This window comes from Amnibacterium setariae, assembly GCF_003581425.1.
Taxonomy (GTDB): Bacteria; Actinomycetota; Actinomycetes; order Actinomycetales; family Microbacteriaceae; genus Amnibacterium; species Amnibacterium setariae.
In genome coordinates, this window is record NZ_QXTG01000001.1 from 1520776 (window position 1) to 1545004 (window position 24229).

Annotated in this window: 28 protein-coding genes; 19 read left to right on the forward strand and 9 right to left on the reverse strand. The window is 74.7% G+C overall.

Features of this window, described 5'->3' with window-relative positions; genetic code table 11:
* Positions 1-95: 95 nt before the first annotated feature.
* From pgsA to dapF, 10 genes are all read left to right on the forward strand, one after another.
* Entirely contained in the window at positions 96-701 is a 606-nt protein-coding gene (gene pgsA / locus D1781_RS07645) for a CDP-diacylglycerol--glycerol-3-phosphate 3-phosphatidyltransferase (RefSeq protein ID WP_119481580.1), read from the forward strand.
* Positions 698-1183, forward strand: a complete 486-nt coding sequence (locus D1781_RS07650) for a CinA family protein (RefSeq protein ID WP_119481581.1) — start codon at positions 698-700, stop codon at positions 1181-1183. The genes pgsA and D1781_RS07650 overlap by 4 nt, the downstream gene beginning before the upstream one ends.
* A gap of 169 nt (positions 1184-1352) precedes the next feature.
* Entirely contained in the window at positions 1353-1694 is a 342-nt protein-coding gene (locus tag D1781_RS07655; protein WP_119481582.1) for a helix-turn-helix domain-containing protein, read from the forward strand.
* 13 nt (positions 1695-1707) lie between these two features.
* Complete coding sequence (locus D1781_RS07660; RefSeq protein WP_119481583.1) at positions 1708-1929, forward strand: DUF3046 domain-containing protein; 222 nt, start codon at positions 1708-1710, stop codon at positions 1927-1929.
* Positions 1930-2270: 341 nt separating this feature from the next.
* Positions 2271-3365 carry a recombinase RecA gene (gene recA / locus D1781_RS07665; protein ID WP_119481584.1) on the forward strand — a complete coding sequence of 365 codons (1095 nt, stop codon included), beginning with the start codon at positions 2271-2273 and terminating at the stop codon, positions 3363-3365.
* 3 nt (positions 3366-3368) lie between these two features.
* On the forward strand, positions 3369-4106 hold the full coding sequence (locus D1781_RS07670; protein WP_119481585.1) for a regulatory protein RecX: 738 nt from the start codon (positions 3369-3371) through the stop codon (positions 4104-4106).
* Positions 4107-4214: 108 nt separating this feature from the next.
* Entirely contained in the window at positions 4215-5717 is a 1503-nt protein-coding gene (miaB, locus tag D1781_RS07675) for a tRNA (N6-isopentenyl adenosine(37)-C2)-methylthiotransferase MiaB (RefSeq protein ID WP_267899789.1), read from the forward strand.
* Positions 5717-6643, forward strand: a complete 927-nt coding sequence (miaA, locus tag D1781_RS07680; protein WP_119481587.1) for a tRNA (adenosine(37)-N6)-dimethylallyltransferase MiaA — start codon at positions 5717-5719, stop codon at positions 6641-6643. The genes miaB and miaA overlap by 1 nt, the downstream gene beginning before the upstream one ends.
* A 91-nt stretch (positions 6644-6734) precedes the next feature.
* Positions 6735-7874, forward strand: coding sequence for an MFS transporter (locus D1781_RS07685; RefSeq protein ID WP_119481588.1), 1140 nt, complete (start codon positions 6735-6737; stop codon positions 7872-7874).
* Between the two features lie 9 nt (positions 7875-7883).
* Entirely contained in the window at positions 7884-8744 is an 861-nt protein-coding gene (gene dapF / locus D1781_RS07690; protein ID WP_119481589.1) for a diaminopimelate epimerase, read from the forward strand.
* A 31-nt stretch (positions 8745-8775) separates the two neighbouring features.
* Here the strand turns inward: dapF and D1781_RS07695 are convergent, their stop codons facing one another.
* Positions 8776-9378, reverse strand: a complete 603-nt coding sequence (locus D1781_RS07695; RefSeq protein ID WP_119481590.1) for a class I SAM-dependent methyltransferase — start codon at positions 9376-9378, stop codon at positions 8776-8778.
* A 65-nt stretch (positions 9379-9443) separates the two neighbouring features.
* On the opposite strand from D1781_RS07695, the gene hflX reads away from it, so the two are divergent.
* A complete protein-coding gene (hflX, locus tag D1781_RS07700) occupies positions 9444-10862 on the forward strand; it encodes a GTPase HflX (protein WP_233551161.1) in 1419 nt (472 codons plus the stop codon).
* A gap of 4 nt (positions 10863-10866) precedes the next feature.
* Here the strand turns inward: hflX and D1781_RS18060 are convergent, their stop codons facing one another.
* A complete protein-coding gene (locus D1781_RS18060) occupies positions 10867-11001 on the reverse strand; it encodes a hypothetical protein (protein WP_267899790.1) in 135 nt (44 codons plus the stop codon).
* Between the two features lie 82 nt (positions 11002-11083).
* Between D1781_RS18060 and D1781_RS07705 the strand changes: the two genes are divergently transcribed.
* Together D1781_RS07705 and D1781_RS07710 are read left to right on the forward strand one after the other, a co-directional pair.
* Positions 11084-12034, forward strand: a complete 951-nt coding sequence (locus tag D1781_RS07705) for a helix-turn-helix domain-containing protein (RefSeq protein ID WP_119481592.1) — start codon at positions 11084-11086, stop codon at positions 12032-12034.
* Positions 12031-12924, forward strand: a complete 894-nt coding sequence (locus D1781_RS07710; protein WP_119481593.1) for a DNA-3-methyladenine glycosylase family protein — start codon at positions 12031-12033, stop codon at positions 12922-12924. Before D1781_RS07705 ends, D1781_RS07710 begins: the two co-directional genes overlap by 4 nt.
* Before the next feature lie 3 nt (positions 12925-12927).
* Here the strand turns inward: D1781_RS07710 and D1781_RS07715 are convergent, their stop codons facing one another.
* The 4 genes from D1781_RS07715 to lexA form a co-directional block, all read right to left on the reverse strand.
* Positions 12928-13656, reverse strand: coding sequence for a tyrosine-protein phosphatase (locus D1781_RS07715; protein WP_119481594.1), 729 nt, complete (start codon positions 13654-13656; stop codon positions 12928-12930).
* Complete coding sequence (locus D1781_RS07720; protein WP_119481595.1) at positions 13649-14461, reverse strand: M48 family metalloprotease; 813 nt, start codon at positions 14459-14461, stop codon at positions 13649-13651. Before D1781_RS07720 ends, D1781_RS07715 begins: the two co-directional genes overlap by 8 nt.
* Positions 14458-15390, reverse strand: a complete 933-nt coding sequence (locus D1781_RS07725) for an ABC transporter ATP-binding protein (RefSeq protein ID WP_119481596.1) — start codon at positions 15388-15390, stop codon at positions 14458-14460. The genes D1781_RS07720 and D1781_RS07725 overlap by 4 nt, the downstream gene beginning before the upstream one ends.
* Before the next feature lie 116 nt (positions 15391-15506).
* Positions 15507-16187, reverse strand: a complete 681-nt coding sequence (gene lexA, locus D1781_RS07730) for a transcriptional repressor LexA (RefSeq protein ID WP_199706430.1) — start codon at positions 16185-16187, stop codon at positions 15507-15509.
* A 196-nt stretch (positions 16188-16383) separates the two neighbouring features.
* On the opposite strand from lexA, the gene D1781_RS07735 reads away from it, so the two are divergent.
* From D1781_RS07735 to D1781_RS07760, 6 genes are read left to right on the forward strand one after another with little or no spacing between them, the layout of a single operon-like run.
* On the forward strand, positions 16384-16917 hold the full coding sequence (locus tag D1781_RS07735; RefSeq protein WP_119481810.1) for a LysM peptidoglycan-binding domain-containing protein: 534 nt from the start codon (positions 16384-16386) through the stop codon (positions 16915-16917).
* Positions 16918-16957: 40 nt separating this feature from the next.
* Positions 16958-18046: a histidinol-phosphate transaminase gene (locus tag D1781_RS07740; RefSeq protein ID WP_119481598.1), complete on the forward strand. Its 1089-nt coding sequence runs from the start codon at positions 16958-16960 to the stop codon at positions 18044-18046.
* A complete protein-coding gene (gene hisB / locus D1781_RS07745; RefSeq protein WP_119481599.1) occupies positions 18043-18642 on the forward strand; it encodes an imidazoleglycerol-phosphate dehydratase HisB in 600 nt (199 codons plus the stop codon). Before D1781_RS07740 ends, hisB begins: the two co-directional genes overlap by 4 nt.
* Positions 18639-19274, forward strand: coding sequence for an imidazole glycerol phosphate synthase subunit HisH (gene hisH / locus D1781_RS07750; RefSeq protein ID WP_119481600.1), 636 nt, complete (start codon positions 18639-18641; stop codon positions 19272-19274). The genes hisB and hisH overlap by 4 nt, the downstream gene beginning before the upstream one ends.
* 2 nt (positions 19275-19276) lie before the next feature.
* Positions 19277-20023 (forward strand): bifunctional 1-(5-phosphoribosyl)-5-((5-phosphoribosylamino)methylideneamino)imidazole-4-carboxamide isomerase/phosphoribosylanthranilate isomerase PriA, encoded by a 747-nt coding sequence (priA, locus tag D1781_RS07755; RefSeq protein ID WP_119481811.1) that lies wholly within the window; start codon positions 19277-19279, stop codon positions 20021-20023.
* Entirely contained in the window at positions 20020-20781 is a 762-nt protein-coding gene (locus D1781_RS07760) for an SseB family protein (RefSeq protein WP_119481601.1), read from the forward strand. Before priA ends, D1781_RS07760 begins: the two co-directional genes overlap by 4 nt.
* Before the next feature lie 64 nt (positions 20782-20845).
* Here D1781_RS07760 and D1781_RS07765 read toward each other — a convergent pair whose 3' ends face one another.
* The 3 genes from D1781_RS07765 to D1781_RS07775 all read right to left on the reverse strand — a co-directional run bounded on the left by D1781_RS07765 (position 20846) and on the right by D1781_RS07775 (position 24203).
* Positions 20846-21745 (reverse strand): endonuclease domain-containing protein, encoded by a 900-nt coding sequence (locus D1781_RS07765; RefSeq protein ID WP_119481602.1) that lies wholly within the window; start codon positions 21743-21745, stop codon positions 20846-20848.
* Positions 21746-21900: 155 nt separating this feature from the next.
* Positions 21901-22359 (reverse strand): MarR family winged helix-turn-helix transcriptional regulator, encoded by a 459-nt coding sequence (locus tag D1781_RS07770; protein ID WP_119481603.1) that lies wholly within the window; start codon positions 22357-22359, stop codon positions 21901-21903.
* Positions 22356-24203 carry an MFS transporter gene (locus tag D1781_RS07775; protein ID WP_119481604.1) on the reverse strand — a complete coding sequence of 616 codons (1848 nt, stop codon included), beginning with the start codon at positions 24201-24203 and terminating at the stop codon, positions 22356-22358. The genes D1781_RS07770 and D1781_RS07775 overlap by 4 nt, the downstream gene beginning before the upstream one ends.
* Positions 24204-24229 lie beyond the last annotated feature (26 nt).

The following is a 24229-nucleotide window of genomic DNA, read 5'->3' on the forward strand; positions in this document are numbered from 1 at the left end:
CCGGGCCTCCTCCACGTCCGCGCCGCGCCCGTGCGGCGCCCGCCCTCCGCGGCACCTCCCACCCGCGGACCGGGCCGCGGCCCTACCCTGCAGGGATGAGCAGCACGGGAGCGACGCGGCCGCGGATGCTGCGGGCCGGCGACGGCCCCGTCAGCACCTGGAGCGTCCCGAACCTCATCTCGTTCGTGCGGATCGCGCTGGTGCCGGTCTTCGTGGTGGTGCTGCTGCGCGGCGCGGACGGCGGAGCGCTGCGCTGGCTCGCGACCGCGATCTTCGTCGTCGCGATCTCGACGGACAGCCTCGACGGCCACCTCGCGCGCAGCCGCAACCTCGTCACGGACCTCGGCAAGATCCTCGACCCCATCGCGGACAAGGCGCTGACCGGCGCCGCGCTCGTCGTGCTCTCCGCCCTCGGCGAGGTGCCGTGGTGGGTGACCGCGCTCATCCTCGTGCGCGAGATCGGCATCACGGTCTGGCGGTTCGCGGTGCTGTCGAAGCGCGTGATCCCCGCGTCGAAGGGCGGCAAGACGAAGACCGTGCTGCAGTCCGTCGCGATCACGCTCGCGCTCGCCCCGCTGCCCGCGCTCCTCGGCGGGTGGATGGCCTGGGTGAACGGCGTGCTGATCGCCGCGGCGCTCGTGGTGACGGTCGCGACCGGGATCCAGTACCTGGTCGACGACCGCCGCCTCAACCGCGGATGACGGCGGAGGAGGTCCTCCGCCGGCTCGCCGCGGACGGCCGAACGCTCGCCGTGGCGGAGTCGCTGACCGGCGGCCTGCTCGCGGACGCGTTCGTGCGCGTGCCGGGCGCCTCCGCGGTGCTGAACGGGGCCGTGGTCGCCTACGCGACCCCGTTGAAGCACAGCCTGCTGGGCGTCGACGCCGCCCTGCTCGACCGCGAGGGGCCCGTGCACGCCGAGGTCGCGCGGCAGATGGCCTCCGGCGTCCGCCGCGCCTGCGCCGTTGACGGGCGCCCCGCCGACGCCGGCGTGGCGACCACCGGCGTCGCCGGTCCGGGCCCGCAGGACGGGCGGCCGGCCGGCACCGTGTGGGTCGGCGCAGCCGTCGGCGACCGCGTCGTGGCGCGGACCGCGGTGCTCCCCGGCGACCGGGCGGCGGTGCGCGCGGCCGCCGTCGAGCTCGCCCTCGAGGTGCTGCTCGAGACCCTCCGCGCACCGGAATAGCCGAGGTTTCGATCCCGTTACGTCTCGTGCGGCGGCACCTGCGGTGTCGGCGCGCGGCTCTACCGTTGCATCAGATCGGTCGGGGTACAGTGGCCGTCCGCTTCGGCGGCCGCCCGGCTCGACGGTCCCGCAGCAGGATCCGCACCACACGACACGAGAAGGAGGGGACATGGTTCTCGTTCGTCAGGAGCTCGGCGACGTCCTGCGTGACTTCCGTCTGCAGAAGGGCCGCACCCTCCGGCAGGTGGCGAGCAGGGCCTCGGTCGCGCTCGGCTACCTCTCCGAGGTGGAGCGGGGTCAGAAGGAGGCGTCGAGCGAGATCCTCGCGTCGGTCGCCGACGCGCTGGAGACGCCCGTCTCGGTCATCATGCGCGAGGTGGGCGACCGCCTCGCCGTCCTCGAGGGCCTCGAGGTGCCCGACGCGCTGCCCGCCGACTTCGGCGAGCGCTACACGCGCGGCGACGGCACCGACACCGACCGCCTGCGCCGCCCCGACCTGGTGGCGCACTGACCACGGTCCGGCCATGAAGGTCAGCGAGTTCCGGCTCGCCGTCGACGACGAGTTCGGCGAGCAGCAGGGCCGCGTGCTCGTCTCCGAGCTCGTGATCGACGAGCTCGGCGGCCGCACCGCGCAGCAGGCGCTGGCCGCCGGCGTGCCGACCGGCGACGTCTGGGTCGCGCTCTGCCGCGCGAACGACGTGCCCCGCGACCGCTGGCACGGCCGCGGCAGGCCCGTGCACTCGTAGCGGGCGCGTCCGCCCGGAGCGACCCCGATCGAAGGGCGCCCCCGACCTCCCGGTCGGCGGGCGCCCTTCGTCGTTCGAACGCGAATCACACCGATGTGATCCTCCTGCGGCGTGTCGCTCGAATCCGTGTTCGATCACGCCTACGCTCCCTCCCCAGGTGCTCCGCACGCCCGTCCCGACGGGCCGGAGCCCGTCCGCCACCCGGTGTCGGAGGGGCTCCGTACAGTCGGGAGCAGACAGGCGGAGTGCCGCCAGCCCTGTCGATTCCGCATCGGGACGACAGCCGATGGGCAGCCGAGCACCTCGGGACACCGGGGTCGCGAACACGAGGAGACCTTGCAATGCCATCCATCACCGACCGCGAGAAGGCCCTCGAGACCGCGCTCGCCCAGATCGACCGCCAGTTCGGCAAGGGCTCGGTCATGCGCCTCGGCAGCGACGAGCGCGCTCCGGTCGAGGTCATCCCGACCGGCTCGATCGCGCTCGACGTCGCCCTCGGCGTCGGCGGCCTGCCGCGCGGCCGCATCGTCGAGATCTACGGCCCGGAGTCCTCGGGCAAGACCACGCTCACGCTCCACGCCATCGCGAACGCGCAGCGGGCCGGCGGCATCGCGGCGTTCATCGACGCGGAGCACGCGCTCGACCCCGAGTACGCGAAGAAGCTCGGCGTCGACATCGACGCGATGCTCGTGTCGCAGCCCGACACGGGCGAGCAGGCGCTCGAGATCGCGGACATGCTGATCCGCTCCGGCTCCATCGACCTGATCGTCATCGACTCCGTCGCGGCCCTCGTGCCGAAGGCCGAGATCGAGGGCGAGATGGGCGACAGCCACGTCGGTCTGCAGGCCCGCCTCATGTCGCAGGCGCTCCGCAAGCTGACCGGTGGCCTCAACCAGACGAAGACCACCGCGATCTTCATCAACCAGCTGCGCGAGAAGATCGGCGTGTTCTTCGGCAGCCCCGAGACCACCGCGGGCGGCAAGGCGCTGAAGTTCTACGCCTCCGTGCGGCTCGACATCCGACGCATCGAGACCCTGAAGGACGGGGCCGAGGCCGTCGGCAACCGCACCCGCGTCAAGGTCGTGAAGAACAAGATGGCCCCGCCGTTCAAGCAGGCCGAGTTCGACATCCTCTACGGCGTCGGCATCTCCCGCGAGGGCAGCCTCATCGACTTCGGCGTCGAGCACGGCATCGTCAAGAAGTCGGGCGCCTGGTACACGTACGAGGGCGACCAGCTCGGTCAGGGCAAGGAGAAGGCCCGCGACTTCCTGCTCAACAACAAGGACATCGCGAACGAGATCGAGCAGAAGATCCTGAAGAAGCTCGGCGTCGGCGCGTACAAGCAGCAGGCGGCGGACGAGGCCGCCGCGGCCGCCGCCGCTCCGGTCGAGCCGCTCCAGGGCCGCGCCCCGGTCGCCCGCAAGGTGGGCGCCTGACCCATGGGTGAGCTGCTGCAGTTCCCGGGGAACCGGGCCGGCAGCGGGCAGCAGGAGGGGGTCGAGCAGCGCTCGGCCCCCTCCCGCCGTTCCCGTCTCCCGCGCCCCGTCCGCGAGCAGACGCTCGACGACATCGAGCGGCTCGCGGGCCCCGAGGCGCGTCGCCGGGCCGAGGAGGGCTCCCCGCCGGCCGCCGGCGAGGACGACGCGCCCGGCTGGGCCGTGCCCGGCGTCGACGCGGACGAGCCCGCGCCGCTGCCGACCCGGACGTCGAAGCGGGCGGAGAACGTCGCCATCGCGGCGCTGACGCGGCATGACGCCTCCGAGGGCGAGATCCGCGCGAAGCTCGTCGCGAAGGGCCTGCCGCCCGAGGACGTCGAGGCCGAGGTCGACCGGCTCCGTCGGACCGGCCTGCTCGACGACGCGGCCTTCGCCGCGCGCCTGGTCGACCGCCTCCGCGACCGGAAGGGGCTCGGCGACCAGGCCATCCGCTCCACGCTGCGCGGCCGGCTCGTGCCGCAGGACGTCATCGACGCCGTGCTGCTCGAGCAGGCCGAGGACGAGGAGACCGCGGAGGCGCGGCTGCAGGAGGTCGCCGACGAGCGCGCACGGCGCCTCGGCTCGCTGGCGTTCGACGTCGCCGAGCGCCGGCTCACGGCCTACCTGATGCGCAAGGGGTACAGCGGCTCCGCCGTCCGCACCGCGGTGCGGAGCGCGCTCGAGGGCGCGGGCATCCGCTAGCGGGGCGCCCCGCTGCTGATCGGGGCGAGCGCTCGGCCGCGCGAGCAGCGGAGCGCCCCGCCAGGGGCGCGGCGGGGCGGACGCCCGCCGCGTTCCTACACTGCAGTGGTGACCGACCTGCTCGAGGCGCCGGCGCGCACCTACGAGGTGCGCACGTACGGCTGCCAGATGAACGTGCACGACTCCGAGCGCCTCGCCGGCTCCCTCGAGGCGGCGGGCTACGTCGCCGCGGAGCCGGGCGCGCAGGCGGACGTCGTCGTGCTGAACACCTGCGCGGTGCGCGAGAACGCCGACAACCGCCTCTACGGCAACCTCGGGCACCTCGCCAAGGTGAAGCGCGAGCACGAGGGCTTCCAGATCGCCGTCGGCGGCTGCCTCGCGCAGAAGGACCGCACGACGATCATCGAGAAGGCGCCGTGGGTCGACGTCGTCTTCGGCACGCACAACGTCGGCGCCCTGCCGCGCCTGCTCGACCGCGCCCGGCACAACCACGCGGCGCAGGTCGAGATCCTCGAGTCGCTCGAGGTGTTCCCCTCGACGCTGCCGACCAAGCGCGAGTCCACCTACAGCGGGTGGGTGTCGATCTCGGTCGGCTGCAACAACACGTGCACGTTCTGCATCGTGCCGTCGCTGCGCGGCAAGGAGCAGGACCGCCGGCCCGGCGACGTGCTCGGCGAGATCCGCGCGCTCGTCGACGACGGCGCGATCGAGGTGACCCTGCTCGGCCAGAACGTCAACTCGTACGGCGTGCAGTTCGGGGACCGCGGGGCGTTCGCGGGGCTCTTGCGCGCCACCGGGGGGATCGAGGGCCTCCGGCGGGTGCGGTTCACGAGCCCGCACCCCGCCGCGTTCACCGACGACGTGATCGACGCGATGGCGGAGACGCCGGCCGTGATGCCGCAGCTGCACATGCCGCTGCAGTCCGGCAGCGACCGCGTGCTGCGCGCGATGCGGCGCTCCTACCGCTCCGACCGGTTCCTGCGGATCCTCGACGCGGTGCGCGACCGCATCCCCGACGCGGCGATCACCACGGACGTCATCGTCGGCTTCCCGGGCGAGACCGACGAGGACTTCGAGGACACCATGCGGGTCGTCGAGCAGTCGCGATTCGCCTCCGCCTTCACCTTCCAGTACTCGATCCGTCCCGGCACCCCGGCGGCCACCATGCCCGACCAGGTGCCGAAGGAGGTCGTCCAGGAGCGCTACCAGCGGCTGACCGCGCTGCAGGAGGAGCTCTCGTGGGCCGGCAACCGGGCGCTGGTCGGCCGCGAGGTCGAGGTGCTCGTCGGTGCGGGGGAGGGCCGGAAGGACGGCGCGACGCGTCGCCTGTCCGGCCGCGCGCGGGACAACCGGCTCGTGCACGTCGGGCTGCCCGAGGGGTCGCCCGCCCCGCGCCCCGGGGACCTCGTCACCGTGCGGGTCACGGACGCCGCGCCCGCGTTCCTCATCGGCGACGTGCCGGTCGGCACCGAGGCGCGCCTCGAGCGGACGCGCGCGGGCGACGCGTGGGACGCCCGCGAGGCCGCGTCCTGCGCGGTGCCGGAGCCCGCCGGTGCCGGTCGGGCGGTGTCGCTCGGCCTGCCCGGGCTGCGTCCTGACCTGCTGGGCTGATCCCGCCCGTGCTGCTCGTCCTGGCCGGGGCCACGGGGACCGGGAAGACCGGACTCTCGCTGGACGTCGCGGAGGCGATCGCGCGCGAGGGCGGCGCCGCCGAGATCGTCAACGCCGACGCGATGCAGCTGTACCGCGGGATGGACGTGGGCACGGCGAAGCTGCCGGTCGCCGAGCGCCGCGGGGTGCCGCACCACTGCTTCGACCTGTGGGACGTCACCGAGACCGCGAGCGTCGCGGTGTACCGGGACGCCGCCCGCGCGGCGATCGTGGACGTCGAGGCGCGCGGTGCGGTGCCGATCCTCGTCGGCGGCTCCGGCCTCTACGTCGAGTCGGTGATCCGCGAGCTCGAGTTCCCCGCGACCGACCCCGTGCTGCGGGCCGAGCTGGAGGAGCAGGGCGAGGTCCTCGGGTCGGAGGCGCTCTGGCGGCGCCTCGCCGAGCAGGACCCGGTCGCGGCGAGCCGCATCCACTCCGCGAACCTGCGCAAGGTCGTCCGCGCGCTCGAGGTCGTGACGCTCACCGGCCGGCCGTTCGCCGCCTCGCTGCCCGACGCGGCGCCGCTGTGGCGGCCCGCGCTGCGGTTCGTCGCGGAGGTGCCGGGGGAGCCGCTCGCCGACCGTCTGCGGGTGCGCGCGGAGCGGATGTGGTCGGGCGGACTGCTCGACGAGGTCCGCGGCCTGCTGCCGCTCGGCCTCGCGGACGGGCAGACCGCGTCCCGCGCGATCGGGTACGCGCAGGCGATCGCGGTGCTGCGCGGCGACCTGGGAGCGGAGGAGGGGCTGGCGGAGACGATCCGGCTCACGTGGCGGCTCGTGCGCCGGCAGCGCGCCTGGTTCGCCCGCGACGAGGGCGCCGTCACCCTCGACGGGACGGACGCGTCCGCCGCCGACCGGGTGCTCGCGGCGGTCCGCGCCGCCCGGTGACGTCCCCGGCGCTATCCTCGACCTCGAGCCGCCGCGCGGCTCCCTGAGGAAGCAGCCTCTTCCGGGTGGGCGGGTCGATCGAAGGACCCTCGTGCGCACCTACGGCCGGCTGCTCCGCCGCCCCTCCACCGCGCTCGCCCTGCTCGCGGCGTTCATCGGCGCGGTGCCGATCGGGATGTGGCCCCTGACCGTCGTGCTGACGGCGCTCGCCCGCGGCGGCTCCGCCGTCGACGCGGGCCTCGTCGCCGCGGTCTTCGGCGTCGGCAACGCCCTCGGCGTCGTGACCCAGGGCGCCCTGCTCGCGCGTGTGCGGACGGCGCCGCTGCTCATCGGCGCCGCCGCGGTCGGCGTCCCCGCGGTGCTCCTGCTCCAGGGGCCCTGGAGCCTCGCCGGCGCGGCGCTCGCCGGTCTCGCGATCCCGGCGATCACGCCCGCGGTGCGCGGCCGGTTCGCCGGCACCCTGCCGGGCGCGGATCGCCCCGGGGCGTACGCGCTCGTCAACGTGCTGTTCCAGGCCGGCATCGCCCTCGGGCCGCTCCTCGCGGCCGGCCTGGCCGCGTCGGGCCGCGTCGCGCTGGCACCGCCCCTCGCGGCCGCGGGCGGCATCGGCGCCGCCGTCCTCCTCGTCGCGGCGCACCGCGGCGCCGTCCCCGCGACGGCGCGCGCCGCCGCACCGCGCACCGCGGCGACCGGCTCGCGCTCGGGCGTGCTCGCCCTCCTGCTCGTCGCCGGGTCCGCGGGCTTCGGGATCGGCACGCTGCAGGTGCTGCTGCCGGTGCGCTCCGGCGCGACCACCGCCGGCGCCGCGTTCGCGGTCCTGGCGCTCGCCGAGGTCGCGGGGGCCGTGCTCGTCGGCGGCCGGGTCGGGCCCCACCGTGCCGTCCGGCTGCTGCTCGGCGGGACGGCGGCCATGGCGGCGGTCTACGGGCTGCTCGCCACGGGGCTCGCCGCGGTCCCGCTCGCCGTCGCCCTCGGCCTCGCGACCGCGGTGCAGTCCCTCGGCACCGCCCTGGTCCTCGACCGCTTCGTCGCGCCGCAGCGGGTGCCCGCCGTCTTCGCGGTGCAGGTCGCGGTGCTGATCCTCGCCGCGGCGGCGGGGTCCCTGCTCGCGGGCGCCGTGCCCGGCGCCGCCTTCGGCGTCGCGGGCGGCCTGCTGGCCGTCGCCGCGGCGGTCGCGGTCGCCGTCCTCGGGCGCCCGGCGGCGGCGGAGCGGGTCCTGCCCGCTCGCTAGGCTCGGCCCATGACCGAGCTCCGCTTCACGAAGGGGCACGGCACCGGCAACGACTTCGTGCTCGTCGCCGATCCGGACGGCGACGTCGTCCTCGCCCCGAGCGACGTCGCGCGCCTCTGCGACCGCCGCTTCGGCATCGGCGCCGACGGGCTCCTCCGGGCAGTCCGCGTCGCCGCGGAGCCGCTCGCCGGCGACGCGGACGCCGAGTGGTTCATGGACTACCGCAACGCCGACGGCTCCGTCGCCGAGATGTGCGGCAACGGCATCCGGGTCTTCACCGCCTTCCTGCTCGCCGAGGGCCTCGCCGAGATCCCCGCGGGCGGCTCGCTGCCGATCGCGACGCGCGGCGGGATCGTCACCGTGCAGCGCACCGCGACCGGTTTCGCCGCCGACCTCGGCGGCTGGACCTTCGGCGCCGACGACGTCGCCGTGCGCATCGCCGGCGTCGACGTCGTCCGTCCCGGCCTCGCCGTCGACGTGCCGAACCCGCACGTGGTCGTGGCGCTCGGCGACGACGCCGAGCTGGCCGCCGCCGACCTGTCGACCGGTCCCGTGCTCGACCCGCCGCCCGTCGCCGGCGCGAACGTCGAGCTCGTCCGGCCGGAGGACCCGCTGGTGGAGGACGGCATCGGGCGGATCCGCATGCGCGTGCACGAGCGGGGGAGCGGCGAGACCCTCTCCTGCGGCACCGGCGCGGTCGCCGCGGCGCTCGCGACCCGCTACTGGGCAGGCCCCAGCGCGCCGGACGACTGGCGCGTCACCGTGCCGGGCGGCGTCCTCGGCGTCCGGGTGTTCCGGGCGGAGGACGGCGAGCACGTCTCGCTGTCCGGCCCGGCCGAGCTCGTCTACACGGGCGTCACCGAGCTCTGACCCTGTTCGCGGATCCGCACGTCCTCCGCGATCAGGGGCGGGAGACGCGCAGCACCCGGAAGCCCTTGTCGGTCGTCGCGCGCGACACGGCGAGGTCCGGGAAGGTCTCGGCGACCCACCGCTGCAGCGAGTCGGCGCCGAGCTGCTTCGCGACGACGAGCCACGCCGTGCCGCCGGGCGCCAGCCGGGGCAGCCACATGGCCAGCAGCTCGTGCAGCGCCGCCTTGCCGATGCGGATCGGCGGATTCGACCAGATCGTGGCGAACCGGACGTCCTCGGGAATACCCTGGGGCCATGTCGCTTTGACTTCTACGCCGGCGATCAGGGCATTCGCGGCGGCGAGCGTGAGGGCGCGCTCGTTCACATCCACAGCCCACACCGAAGCACCGGGAGACCGTCTGGCCAACGCGATCGCGATCGGACCCCAGCCGCAGCCGAGGTCCAGCAGATCCCCCTCCGTCGCAGGAGGCGGGACGGTCGCGAGCAGCACTGCGGTCCCGGTGTCGAGATGCTCCGAGCTGAAGACGCCGTCAGCCGTCTTGAGGTCGAAGGTCTCACCCTGGAGCACCACGCGGATCGTCCGCTCGTGCAGCTCGCTGGCGGGCCGCGCGGTGAAGTAGTGCTCCCCGTCCACGACGAAGCATCGAACCACAGCGGACCCGACCGGGCCGCATCGCAAGGAGTCTCTTGACCGACACCATCCGCACCACGGACCTCGAGCGCGCGATCGACGCGACCCACGACGACTTCGACGGGGAGCAGTTCGACCTGGAGGAGCGCCAGTCGCTCCGCCGCGTCCAGGGGCTCTCGACCGAGCTCCAGGACGTCACCGAGGTCGAGTACCGGCAGCTGCGCCTCGAGCGCGTCGTGCTCATCGGCGTCTACTCGCGAGGGCAGGTCGAGGCGGAGACGAGCCTCCGCGAGCTCGCTGCCCTCGCGGAGACCGCGGGCGCCCAGGTCATGGACGGCCTGCTGCAGCGCCGTTCGCACCCGGACCCGTCCACCTACTTCGGCTCGGGCAAGGCGGAGGAGCTGCGCGACGTCGTCCGCATGGTCGGCGCCGACACCGTGATCGCCGACACCGAGCTGGCCCCGAGCCAGCGGCGCGCGCTCGAGGACGTCGTGAAGGTGAAGGTGATCGACCGCACGGCGGTGATCCTCGACATCTTCAGCCAGCACGCGAAGAGCCGTGAGGGCAAGGCGCAGGTCGAGCTCGCGCAGCTGCAGTACCTCCTGCCGCGCCTCCGCGGCTGGGGCGACTCGATGTCCCGCCAGGCCGGTGGCCAGGTCGGCGGGGCGGGCGCCGGCATGGGCTCGCGCGGTCCCGGTGAGACGAAGATCGAGCTCGACCGACGCCGCATCCACTCCCGCATGGCGAAGCTGCGCCGGGAGATCGCGGACATGGCGCCCGCGCGCGCGGTCAAGCGGCAGAACCGCGTCCGCAACGCGATCCCGTCCGTCGCGATCGCCGGCTACACGAACGCCGGGAAGTCGAGCCTGCTCAACCGGATCACCCGGGCGGGCGCCCTGGTCGAGAACGCGCTGTTCGCGACCCTCGACACGACCGTGCGCCGCACGGAGACCGAGGACGGCCGGCCCTACACGCTGGTCGACACCGTCGGCTTCGTGCGGAACCTGCCCCACCAGCTGGTCGAGGCGTTCCGGTCGACGCTGGAGGAGGTCGAGCAGGCGGACCTCGTGCTCCACGTCGTCGACGCGTCGCACCCGGACCCCGCCTCCCAGCTGGCGACCGTGCGGCAGGTCATCGCCGAGGTCGGCGCGCGGGACGTGCCCGAGCAGGTCGTCTTCAACAAGGCCGACCTCGCCGACGAGGCGACGCGCCTCGTGCTCCGCGGGATGGAGCCGACTGCGCTGTTCGTCTCCGCCCGTACCGGCGAGGGCGTCGACCGGCTGCTCGGGACCATCGCGGCCCTGCTGCCCGTGCCGCGGCACGAGGTGACGGTGCTCGTCCCGTTCGACGAGGGCGGCGTCGTGTCGATGATCCACGAGAAGGGCCGCGTGCTCGCCACCGTGTACGAGGAGGGCGGCGCGCGGATCCAGGCCCTGGTCGGCGACGAGGAGCGGGCCGCGCTCGAGCCCTACCTCGTGCGCGGCTGAGCGGTCACAGGTACCGCTGCGGAGCGGCGGTCCGGTCGTCGTGATCGGGCCGCCGCCCGTAGCCGTCGGTGCGGACCGCTCCGACCGTGCCGAGCACGAGGCCGGCGGCGAGGACTGCGAGGACGAGGAGGAGCGTCATGGCAGGAAGGCTACGACCGGGTCGTTCCTGCCACGAGTGGCAGTTCTGACACCGACCGTCGAATCTCTGCCAGACTGGTCCGGTGCTGAAGAAGGTCGCCGTCCTCGCGCTCGACGAGATGGCCGTGGTCGAGTTCGGGATCCTCTGCGAGGTGTTCGGCATCGACCGGTCGGACGACGGCCTCCCGCCGTTCGACTTCCACGTCGTCGCGGCGGAGCCCGGTCCCGTGCGCCTGCCGCACGGGCTGACGCTGACGGTCGAGGAGGGGCTCGACGCGGCCGCGGACGCCGATCTCATCGCGGTGCCCGCGCCGGACGTCGGCACCGAGGTCGACCCGCGGGTCCTCGAGGCCCTGCGTGCGGCGCATGCCCGCGGGGCATGGGTGATGAGCGCCTGCACCGGCGCCTTCGTCCTCGCGGCCGCCGGTCTGCTCGACGGCCGGCCGAGCACCACGCACTGGAAGCACACGGCCGAGCTGGCCGACGCGTGCCCCCTCACCACGGTCGACCCGGACGTGCTCTACGTCGAGCGGGATCGGATCATCACGAGCGCCGGCACCGCGGCGAGCATCGACGCGTCGCTCCACCTGGTGCGGACCGAGCTCGGCCCGCGTGCCGCGAACGTCATCGCCCGCCGCATGGTCGTGCCGCCGCAGCGCGACGGCGGGCAGGCGCAGTACATCGCCGTGCCCGTCCCCGAGTGCGCCGACGACGGCTACGCCGCGGTCATCGACTGGATCGAGGAGCACCTCGCCGAGGACCTGACCGTCGACGTGCTCGCCGCGCGGGCGCTGCAGTCGCCCCGCACCTTCGCGCGCCGCTTCCGCGAGTCGACCGGCACGACGCCCGCCGCATGGGTCGCGCGCCAGCGGCTCGCCCGTGCGCAGCAGCTGCTCGAGTCCACGGACCTGCCGGTCGAGGACGTCGCACGCCGGGTCGGGTTCGGCCAGGCGGCCGTGCTGCGCCACCACTTCTCGACGGTGCTGCACACGTCGCCGCAGGCCTACCGGCGCCGCTTCACGCTCACCGCGTGATCGAGCTCGTCCGGCGCCTCCCGTTCCGCCCGCCGCTCGACCCCTCGAACCTCTACGGGCACCTCGCCGCGACCGCGGTGCCGGGTGTCGAGGAGTGGGCGGACGGGGCCTACCGCGCCGTCGTGCCGCTGCCGGGCGGCCCGAGCGTCGTGACGGTCGGGCTGCCGGAGGCCGACGCCGTGCCGGTGCGCCTCGTGCTCGGCGAGGCCGCGGACGAGGAGGAGGCGCTGCGTCGGGTCCGGCGGACCTTCGACCTCGACGCCGACCCGCTCGAGGTCGACGCGGCCCTCGCCGCCGATCCCGGTCTCGCGCCGCTCGTGGCGGCCGCGCCGGGGCGGCGGGTGCCGGGCACGGTCGACCCCGAGGCGATGGTGCTGCGGGCCGTGCTCGGGCAGCAGGTCTCGACCGCCGCCGCGCGCACGCATGCCGCCCGGCTCGTCGCCGCCCTCGGCGCGCCGCTCGAGGCGCCCGACGGCGGGCTGACCCGCGTCTTCCCGCGCGCCGCGGACCTCGTCGCCGCGCCCGAGCGGGTCGCGGAGGTCGTCCGCATGCCCGCGTCGCGGCTGCGGACGCTGCTCGGGGTCGCGGCGGCGCTCGCCGACGGCGTCGTCGACCTGGCGGCCGACCCGCGGGTCGTGCGCGCGGCCCTCCTCGCGCTGCCCGGCATCGGTCCGTGGACGGCGGACACGGTGCTCATGCGCGCGCTGGGCGACGCGGACGCCTTCCTCCCCGGCGACCTCGGCGTCGTCGCGGCCGCCCGTCGGCTCGGCCTCCCCGACGCGCCGCGCGCGCTCGAGGTCCGGTCGCGCGCCTGGTCGCCCTACCGGGCGTACGCGGTGCAGCACCTCTGGGCGACCGGGGAGCACGCCGTCAACGCGGTGCCGGCCTGAGGATCAGGCGACGGGCAGCGCTCCTCGCCAGGTCCGGAGGGCGCTCGCCTGCTCGACCGGCAGATCCGCGAGCAGCGCGTCGACGTCGAGGCCGGCCAGGAAGGCGCGGAACGCCTCCTCCGAGTCCGTGCCGCGCGACGCGAGCAGTGCCGCGACCGCCGGCTCCTCGTCCGGCCGGCCGCGGGCGGCCGCCAGTGCCGACGCGTTCGCGATCGATGCCAGGTAGTCGTCGGTGATCGCGTCGTCGGTCGCGCCCGCGATGCGGAGGAGGACCGCGGAGATGATCCCGGTCCGGTCCCGGCCGCCCGCGCAGTGCAGGAGGAGGCCGCCCTCGGGCGCGACCGCGATCGCCGAGAGGACGGCGACGGTGCGCTCGGGCAGCTGCTGCAGGTGCGGGAGGTAGTAGACGGGCGTGCCGGCGAGGCCGGAGTCCCAGTAGTCGGCCCAGAAGGCCTCGTGCTCGAGGCCGTCGTGCGGGACGTGGAGGTCCGCGACCTCCGCGGGAGGGCTGGAGCGGCGCGCGGACCGCTCGGCGGGCTCGCGGAGGTCGAGCACGCTCCGGACCCCGCGCTCGATCAGGACCCGCCATCCGGCCGGGTCGACGAGGTCGGGGACCTCGGAGCGCAGGAAGACCCCGGAGGGCGTCCTCGTCCCGTCGTGCCGCGGCAGCCCGCCGAGGTCCCGGCCGTTCCGCAGGCCCGGGACGGGCAGCGTCCGCGCGTCGTCAGACATCCCGCCCGCGGGTCAGCAGGAGCGCCGGCACCCAGACCGCGGCCAGCCAGCAGGCGAGCGCGAGCAGCGCCGCCCACAGGGCTACGGAGGCCTCGCCGGGCCGGGTGAAGAGCACGCCGCCCGCGTTCGACAGCAGGTACTCGTTCGCGCGGCCGACCCACTCGGCCCGCAGGGCGACCGCCAGCAGCTGGAGGACGACCGGCGCGACGAAGAGCACCGCGGAGAGGATCGTGATCCCCGCCGCCGAGGACCGCACGAGCGCGCCGAGCCCGACCGAGAAGGCGCCGATCACCGCAAGGTAGACGGCGCCGCCGACCAGCACGCCGACCGCCTCACCGTCGAGCGGGACGCCGACCCCCTTGCCGGCGAAGAGCCCCGCGATGACGCCGAAGCCGCCGAAGGTCACGACGAGGCCGACCACGAAGGACCACGCGGCCACCACCGCCCCCTTGGCCACGAGCGCCGGCCAGCGCCGGGGCACCGCGGTGTAGGAGGAGCGGATCTGCAGCGTCGCGTACTCGCCGCCGATCGCGAGCACGCCGAGGACGCCGACGACGAGCGCGACGAAGCCGAGCCCGACCGTCGAACCGAGCAGCGCGGAGGCCGTCGCGGATCCCGGGTCCGGGTCGACCGCCGCGCCGAACAGCAGGGCGATCGCCGCGGCGATCAGCAGAGCCACCGCCGTGGTCCAGAAGGTGCTGCGGACAGTCACGAGCTTCAGCCACTCGGACCGCAGGACGTGGAGCGCGGTCACGCCGGCGGTCCCGGCCGAGCCGGCGGGTCGGGTCGCGGGAACGGCGGTCATGCCGGGGTCCTCTCGGTGTCGACGCCGGTCGGCGCGCTGCGGTACTCGACGTCGTCCGCGGTCATGGCCATGTAGACCTCCTCGAGCGAGGAGCCGACGGTGGTGAGCTCGTGGAGGGCGATGCCCGAAGCCGCGGCGAGGTCGCCGACGGCGGCCGCGTCGAGCCCGGAGACGTCGAACCGGCCGTCGCCGGTCGGCGCGGTCGTCGCACCGCGGGCCGCGAGCAGCGCGGCGAGCTCGGTCGCGCGCGGCGACGCGACGGTCACCTTCGACCCGCCGCCGGCGATCAGGTCGCCGATCGGCATGTCGGCGAGCACCCGGCCGCGCCCGAGCACGATCACGTGGTCGGCGGTCTGCGCCATCTCGCTCATCAGGTGCGAGGAGAGCAGGACCGTGCGGCCCTCGGCGGCGAGCTCGCGGACGAAGGTGCGCACCCAGCGGACGCCGTCCGGGTCGAGCCCGTTCACCGGCTCGTCGAGGATCAGCGTGGCGGGGTCCCCGAGCAGGGCGGCCGCGATGCCGAGGCGCTGGCCCATGCCGAGCGAGAAGCCGCCGACGCGCTTGCCCGCGACCTCGTGGAGGCCGGCGAGGTCGATGACCTCCTGCACCCGGCGGTCCGGGATGCCGTGCGTCGCCGCGAGGACCCGGAGGTGGTTGCGGGCGCTGCGGCCGCGGTGCGCCGCCTTCGCCTCGAGCAGGGCGCCGACCTCGTGCAGCGGCGCCCGGTGCTCGCGGTAGCGCCGGCCGTTCACGGTCACGGAGCCCGCCGTGGGCGCGTCGAGACCGACGATCATGCGCATCGTCGTGGACTTGCCGGCGCCGTTCGGACCGAGGAACCCGGTGACCAGGCCGGGCCTCACCTCGAAGTCGATCCCCGCCACCGCGGTCTTCGCGCCGTAGCGCTTCACCAGCCCCGTCGCCTCGATCACGGCCGCTCCTCCCGCGCCGCGACGAGCGGCGCGGGTCCACCGTACGGAGGCGGCGCGGTCGCCCGCAGGCTCCTGCCCCCGATCTCCTCCGTGCGGAGGAGGCCCGGCGGCGCGGTCTAGACCGCGCGGAGGATCGCGACGACCTTGCCGAGCACGACGGCCTCGTCGCCGAGGATCGGCTCGAAGGCCGTGTTGCGCGGCAGCAGCCAGGTGTGTCCGTCGCGCTGCCGGAACACCTTCACCGTCGCCTCGCCGTCGAGCATGGCCGCGACGATGTCGCCGTTCTCAGCGGTCTGCTGCGACCGCACGACGACCCAGTCGCCGTCGCAGATGGCGGCGTCGATCATCGACTCGCCGACGACCTTGAGCATGAACAGGTCGCCCTTGCCGACGAGCTGGCGCGGGAGCGGGAAGACCTCGTCGACCTGCTGCTCCGCGGTGATCGGGATGCCCGCGGCGATGCGCCCGACGAGCGGCACCATCGCGGCGTCGCCGACCGGGATCGAGGGCGCGTCGTGCTCCACGGTCGACGAGGTCGGGACCGGGATCACGACCTCGAGCGCGCGGGGGCGCTTCGGGTCGCGCCGCAGGTAGCCGGAGAGCTCGAGCTGCTTGAGCTGGTGCGTCACGCTCGAGAGCGAGGCGAGGCCGACGGCGTCGCCGATCTCGCGCATGCTCGGCGGGTAGCCGCGGGAGGCCACCGAGTTCTGAATGACCTCGAGGATCGCGTGCTGCTTGGGCGACAGCGAGGTGCGGCGCCGGGTGCGCGGCTTCGCCTCGGTCTGCTCGTCGGTCATCGGTCCTCCAGATCGGCCGGGGTCCCGCGGTCCTCGCCGGGAAGTCACACCCATGTTATTCGCGAGCGGCCGCGTGATGCAAACACCTGTTCGAGCACTCGTGGACCGCTGTCGGTGCCCCGTTCGAAGATCTGCTTGCCGGTTCGAACAGTCGAAGGTACGTTCGAACGGACGGCGGATGCGGGAGGGGAACGCGATGTTCACGGTGCAGGACGACTGGATCGAGTACGAGACCACGCCGGTGCCGGCGCGCCGCGTCGCCGTCCGGGGCGGGGCGGCCTGCGCGCAGCGGGTGCCGGTGGTGCGCGAGCAGCGCACCGCTCCGGCGCCGCTGCGCGCCGGTCTCCGTCCCGCCGACGTCCGACCCGCGGTGGCCGGCACCCGGTCCGCCGCCGCTGCGGCGCGTCCGGCCGCGACGGCCTCCCGTCCGACGCGGCTGCGGCTCACGCGACGCGGTCGGGTCGTGCTGGTGGTGCTCCCCGCGCTCCTCGCCCTGTCGGGCGCCCTGCTCGCGGCGGCGCCGGGCACCGCGGAGGCCGCGCCCCGCACCGAGCCGCGCACCGCCGTGCGCACGGTCGTCGTGGGCACCGGGGACACCCTCTGGACCATCGCCGAGCGCGTCGCGCCGCACGCCGACCCCCGCGGCACCGTCGCCGCGCTCGAGCGCGCGAACGGGCTCGACGGGGCCGTGATCCAGGCCGGCGAGGTGCTCGTCCTCCCCGCAGGCTGACCCCGGGAGCCCGCCGGGCGTCGTCTGCGAGAATCGGGGGGTGACCTCGTTCGCGGACCTCCCGCTGCGCGCCGACCTCGTGGGTCGGAGCCCGTACGGAGCCCCCCAGCTGCACGTGCCCGTGACGCTGAACGTGAACGAGAACACGCATCCGGTGCCGGACGAGGTCCGCGCCGACATCCTGCGCCGGGTCGGCGCCGCGCTCGACGAGGTCAACCGGTACCCGGACCGCGAGTTCACCGCGCTCCGAGAGGCGCTCGCGCGGTACCTGGGCCACGACCTGAGCCCGGCGCAGCTGTGGGCCGCGAACGGCTCCAACGAGGTGCTCCAGCAGGTGTTCCAGGCCTTCGGCGGCCCCGGCCGGACCCTCCTCACGTTCCCGCCGACGTACTCGATGTACCCGAACTACGCGCTCACGACGGGCACGGCGGTCGTGGAGGGGCGACGCGACGACGACTTCCGCCTGTCGCCCGAGACCGTCGTGGCGGAGATCGAGCGCACCCGGCCCGACCTCGTCGTGCTGGCCGCGCCGAACAACCCGACCGGCACGCCGGTCGGGCTCGACGCCGTCCGCGCCGCCTACGACGCGTTCGAGGGCGTGCTCGTGGTCGACGAGGCCTACGGGGAGTTCATGCCCGCCGACGCGCCGAGCGCCCTGACGCTGCTGCCCGGGCGGCCGCGCCTCGCGGTCTCCCGCACCATGAGCAAGGCCTTCGCCTTCGCCGGCGCCCGCCTCGGCTACCTGGCGGCGGACCCCGCGTTCATCGACGCGCTCCGGCTCGTCCGGCTGCCGTACCACCTGTCCTCGCTCACGCAGGCGGCTGCGCTCGGCGCGCTCGACCACGCCCCGCTCATGCTGCGGATGGTCGACGAGATCCGCACGCAGCGCGACCGCACCGCTGCCGGCCTCGAGGCGCTCGGCTACCGCGTCTGGCCGAGCTGGACGAACTTCCTGCTCTTCGGCGGCGTCGAGGATCCGCGCGCCCTCTGGCAGGGGCTGCTCGACCGCGGCGTCCTGATCCGCGACCTGGCCATCCCCGGCGCGCTCCGCGTGAGCGCCGGCACCGCGGAGGAGACCGACCTGTTCCTCGACGCCATGACCAGCCTGACCCCGGTGGGCGCGCGATGAGCCGCACCGCGTCCCGCTCCCGGGCCACCTCCGAGTCCTCGATCGAGCTCTCGCTCGACCTCGACGGCACCGGCGCCTCGACGATCCGCACCTCGGTGCCGTTCCTCGACCACCTGCTCACCGCCTTCGCGAAGCACTCGCTCACCGACCTCGTCGTGACGGCGAGCGGCGACACCGACATCGACGTGCACCACACGGCCGAGGACGTCGGCATCGTGCTCGGCGACGCGATCCGGGAGGCGCTCGGCGACAAGCGCGGCATCGCCCGCTTCGGCGACGCGACCGTGCCGCTCGACGAGGCGCTCACCCGCGCCGTGGTCGACCTGTCCGGGCGCCCCTACCTCGTGCACGGCGGCGAGCCCGCCGGCTTCGAGCTCCACCTGATCGGCGGCCACTTCACCGGCTCGATGGTCCGGCACGTGTTCGAGGCGATCGTGCTGAACGCGCGGATGACCGCCCACGTCGACGTGCTCGCCGGCCGCGATCCGCACCACATCGCGGAGAGCGAGTTCAAGGCGTTCGCGCGCGCCTTCCGCGCTGCGAAGGCGCCGGACCCGCAGGTCGCGGGCGTCCCGTCGACGAAGGGCGCGCTGTGACCGCGCGACCGCGCGTCACGGTGTTCGACTACGGCAGCGGCAACGTCCACTCCGCGGTCAAGGCGCTCGAGGCCGCCGGAGCGGACGTCCGCCTGACCGCCGATCGCGCGGCCGTGATGGAGGCCGACGGCCTGTACGTGCCGGGCGTCGGCGCCTTCGCCTCCGTCATGAGCGGGCTCGAGGCGGAGCGGGGGCCCGAGCTGATCGGCCGCCGCCTCGCGGGCGGGCGGCCGGTCCTCGGCGTCTGCGTCGGGCTCCAGGTGCTGTTCGACCGCGGCGTCGAGGGCGGCGTCACGACGGAGGGCATGGGGGAGTGGCCCGGCACCGTCGAGCGCCTCGACGCCCCCGTCCTCCCGCACATGGGCTGGGACCTCGTCCGCGCACCGGAGGCGTCGCGGCTCTTCGCGGGGATCCGCGACGAGCGGTTCTACTTCGTGCACTCCTACGGGGTGCGCGAGTGGACCATGGAGCCCCACGCCCGACTCGCCGCGCCGATGGTGACGTGGGGCGAGCACGGCGGGCCGTTCGTCGCGGCCGTCGAGAACGGCCCGCTCGCCGCGACCCAGTTCCACCCCGAGAAGTCCGGCGCCGCCGGGCTGCGACTCCTCACCAACTGGCTGGAGACCCTGTGAGCCTGCCCGACCCGACGCTCGCGCGTCCGCTCGTCCTGCTGCCCGCCGTCGACGTCGCGGGCGGCCAGGCCGTCCGCCTCGTGCAGGGGGAGGCCGGCAGCGAGACCGGGTACGGCGACCCGATCGCCGCCGCGCGGGACTGGGCGGACCAGGGCGCGTCGTGGATCCACCTCGTGGACCTCGACGCCGCGTTCGGCCGCGGCAGCAACCTCGAGGTGATCCAGGCCGCGATCGACCGGGTGCCGGACGTGCGCGTCGAGCTGTCGGGCGGCATCCGCGACGACGCGAGCCTCGAGGCCGCGCTCGGCACCGGCGCGCAGCGGGTGAACATCGGCACCGCGGCGCTCGAGGACCCGGCGTGGACCGAGCGGATCATCGGCCTGTACGGCGACCGCATCGCGGTCGGCCTCGACGTGCGCGGCACGACCCTCGCCGCCCGCGGCTGGACCCGGGAGGGCGGCGACCTGTGGGAGGTGCTGGACCGGCTCGAGCACGCCGGCTGCGCCCGGTACGTCGTCACCGACGTCACGAAGGACGGCACCCTCGCCGGCCCGAACCTCGAGCTGCTCGGCGAGGTGCTCGAGCGCACCGGGAAGCCGGTCGTCGCCTCCGGCGGCATCTCCTCCCTCGAGGACCTGCAGCGGCTCCGATCCCTCACCGACCGCGGCCTGGAGGGCGCGATCGTCGGCAAGGCGCTCTACGCGGGCGCGTTCACGCTGACCGAGGCGCTCGCCGTCGCGACGCTGTGAACCCGTCGGACTCGGCCGGTCGCCCCTGGGCCGGGCGGTCCTTCGAGGCGGCCCCGTCCCCGTGGTCGGGCGACGACGGCACCGCGCCCGCCGCCTACGCGGCGGCGCTCGCGGCCTTTCGGCGCGGCGAGACCGGACCGGAGGCGGTCGTCGACGCCCTGCGCGACGTCCGGCTGCTCGTGCCGCTGCTCGCGGAGGTCGGGGAGACCGGGACGAGCGACTCGGGGCTCGTCCACGACAAGCGGGCGGAGCTCGCGCTCGTGACGGTCGCCGGACCGGACGGCCGCCGGGTGCTGCCCGCGTTCTCCTCCGCCGCCGCGATGAGCGCCTGGAACCCGGCCGCGCGGCCCGTGCCCGCGCCCGCCCGGCAGGTGGCGCTCGGTGCCGCGGGCGACGGCACCGAGCTGGTCGTGATCGACCCCTCGACCGACCGGTTCGGGCTGCGCCGCGGCACGCTCGAGGCGCTGGCGCGGGACCTGCCGTGGACCGCGCCCTGGAACGACCCCGAGGTGGCTCGCGCGATCCGGCGCGCGGTCGCCGACGAGCCCGCGGTCACGACCGCGCGGGTCGGCACGGACGACCCGGGCTCGTCGCTCGACGGCGCCGAGGTCCTCGTCGTGATCGTCCTCCACGAGACGCTGGACCGGCAGCAGGTCGCCGAGCTGATGGCGCGCGTGCAGCGCCGGTGGACGGAGGACCCGGTGGTCCGGTCCCGGGTCGACTCGATGACCGTCCGGCTCGAGGCCGCCTTCTGCTGACCCGCCGATTCCGTTTTGAAGGAGTTCTCGCGCTCGCGCTCGAAGAACTCCTTCAAAACGGAGATCAGGCGCTGAGCTCGGCCTCGATCTCGTCCAGCACGGCCTCCAGCTCGTGGAGGATCCGTCGGGACGAGAACCGGATGACGCGGTAGCCGAGGCGGCGCAGGAAGGCGTCCCGGATCCGATCCGCCTCCGGGTCGTGCCAGGCCTCGCCGTCCGCCTCCACGATCAGCTTCCCGGGCAGCAGGAAGTCGACCCGGTGCACCGGGTCCGGCGCGAACTGCAGGTCGACGATCGGGATGCCCCGACGCCGCATGCCGAGCCGGAGGAGCGTCTCGAGCACGCTCTCCGAGCTCGGGTCGACGAGCTCCAGCGCCGCGTGCAGCCGTTTCGGCACGAGCTCGCGGAAGCGCGTCCAGTCATCGTCCGAGAGGAGCGGCTCGCCGTCGCGCGGACGGTGCCGAGCCGCGTCGAGCGCGGCGATCCACCAGTCCTCCGGGACGCAGCCCGCGAGCTCGAGCAGGGCTTCGACGAGGCCCACCCGCCACCCCGGCCGCGCGCCCGGTCCGTCCGCCCAGTGCAGCACGACCTCGCGGTCCTCGCCGGGGACGACGTAGTGCCGCTTGTTCCGGTGGTGGCGACGCCGAGCGCTGTTGCCGGGCACCCGGACGTGGATGCGGCGCACGGGCGGGTTCGGGACCGGGAGGCCGAACGAGTCGACGGCCGAGACGCAGGTGAGGATGCCGCCGACCCGGACGGCGCACTTCGCCTCCCAGCCGAGGGCCGGGTCGACGTACCAGGCGTTCCGGGGACGTTCGAGGACGCCGCGTCCGGTCAGCGCACCGATCTGCTTGCCGGTCACGCCCGCGGCGAGCAGGGCGCTCGTCCGCACCACGCCGTCGTGCTGCTGCAGCACCGTCCGCACCAGCCCGTCGAGGGCCGCCCACTCCTGCTCCGTCGTCACGCGGGCATGGTGCCGCGGCGCGGAGGGCGCGCTCGAGTCGGGAACCCCCGATCGGGCGGATGCGCCCTGGGGAGGGGACGATCCGCTCCCGCCATTCCGTTCTGAAGGAGTTCTCGACCGCGAGGGCCGAGAACTCCTTCAAAACGGAAGTCGGGTCAGGAGGCTCGGGTCGGGGCGGGCGTCGAGACGAGCAGGGCGTGCTCGAGCAGCGCGACCGCCCGCTCGACGGCGGCGAGGTCCTCGGGCGGGACCTCGTGGAGGATCGCCGCGACGCCCGCCGCCCGGGCGGCGCGCGCCTCGGCGAGGGCCGCCGTGCCCGGCTCCGTGAGCCGGATGAGCTGCGAGCGGCCGTCGTCCGGGTCCGCGGCCCGGCTGACGAGGCCGCGACCCTCGAGGTCCGCGATCAGGCGGGTCATCCCGGGCGCCGCGATGCCCTCGATCCGCGCAAGCTCGCCGGGCCGGACCTCGCCGACGCGGTCGATGGACGCGAGCGCCGACAGCGCGACGTGGGTCAGCGCGTCGGCGGGCGGCCGGAGGCGGCGGTTGATGCTGCCGGCCACGAAGGCCAGCCGCTCCGCCAGCTCGCTCCGGCCGGCCGCGTCCGCCGTGCTCACCGGACCGCCCCGGCCTCGCCGCCGGCCGCCGCCTCGGCGCGGTCCGCGTGCTCCGCGTGCGCGACCGCCACGTGGTGGGCGAACGCGTCGTCCGCCTCCGCGAGCACGGCCTCGCCCCGCGCCTCGGCGGCGGAGGCCGCCGGGCGGTCGATCGTCGTGCGAGAGCCGCCCGCGAAGGTGGCGATCGCGCCGACGACGCTCATCGCCGCGGCGGCGATGAAGACGATGACGAGGCCGTCGTGGAACGGCCCGGCGATCAGGTTCGGGAAGAACTCCTTGCCGGTCAGGGCGGCGGAGTCGGCGGCGGGGAGCGCCTTCAGGATCCCCGTCGGGCCGAGCAGCGTCTCGATCGGGTTGTAGCCGAGGAACGCGGCGAACAGGCTGCCGACCGGCGGGATGTTCGCGATCTGGTCCGCGGCCTGCGCCGGCACCGAGTGCGAGGTGAGGCCCGACCGCAGCGCCTGCGGCAGGGAGCCCGCGAGTCCCGCGACCATCAGCGAGAAGAAGATGCCGATCGACAGCGACGAGCCCGCGTTCAGGACCGTGCCGGCCATGCCGGAGGCGGAACCGCGCTGGTCCGCGGGCACGCTGCCCATGATCGTCGCGCGGTTCGGGGCGCCGAACATGCCGGACCCGACGCCGTTCAGGAAGGTGATGACCGCGAACACCCAGTAGGCGAAGTCGACGGGGATGAGCAGCAGCGCGACGAACGTGGCGGCGCTGAGCAGCAGGCCGGTCGTCGCGAGGCCGCGGGCGCCCCAGCGGTCGGAGAGGATGCCGGACACCGGGCCCGAGATGAGGAAGCCGACGGTGAGCGGCAGCAGGTAGATGCCGGCCCAGAGCGGGGTGTCCTCGTAGGCGAACCCGTGCAGCGGCAGCCAGATGCCCTGCAGCCAGATGATCAGCATGAACTGGAGCCCGCCGCGGCCCACCGCCGCGAGGATGCCGGCGAGGTTCGCCATCGCGAAGGGGCGGGAGCGGAACAGCCGCAGCTGGAACATCGGCGCGCGGCTGCGCAGCTCGACGCCGACGAAGACCGCGAGCAGCACGACGCCGCCGATGATGCTGCCGAGCACCCACGGGTTCAGCCAGCCGGTCGCGTCGTCGCCGTAGGGCTGGATGCCGTAGGTGATGCCGGTGAGCAGGGACGTCAGGCCGAGGAGGAAGAGCACGTTGCCCGGGATGTCGAGCGACCCCGGGTTGCGCTGGCCGACCTCGTGGAGCGACTTGAACGACCAGATCGTGCCGATGATGCCGAGCGGCACGGACACGATGAAGACCGCGCGCCAGTCGATCACGGCGAGGAGGCCGCCGAGGATCAGGCCGATGAAGGAGCCGGCGATCGCGGCGATCTGGTTGATGCCGAGCGCCATGCCGCGCCGCTCCGCCGGGAACGCGTCCGTCAGGATCGCGGTCGAGTTGGCGAACAGCATCGCGGCGCCGATGCCCTGGAACACGCGCCAGAGGATCAGCCAGAGCGCGCCGGCCCCCTCCATGAACGGGTCGAGGGAGAGCGCGATCGCGCCGATCGTGAAGAGCACGAAGCCGGCGTTGTAGATCTTCACGCGGCCGTACATGTCGCCGAGGCGGCCGAAGCCGACCACGAGCACCGCGGTGACGAGCATGAAGCCCATCAGCATCCACAGCAGGTAGCTCGTGTTGCCCGGGTCGAGCGCGTTCAGCTTGATCCCGTTGAAGATCGCGGGCAGCGAGATGAGGACGATCGACGAGTTGATCGTCGCCATCAGCATGCCGAGCGTCGTGTTGCTGAGGGCCACCCACTTGTAGTGCGGGTGGTCCTTGTCGAAGAGGGCCCTGCGGGGGGCCGGTGCGGTCGTGCTCATGGGGCTCCGGCGGTCGGTGACGAGGA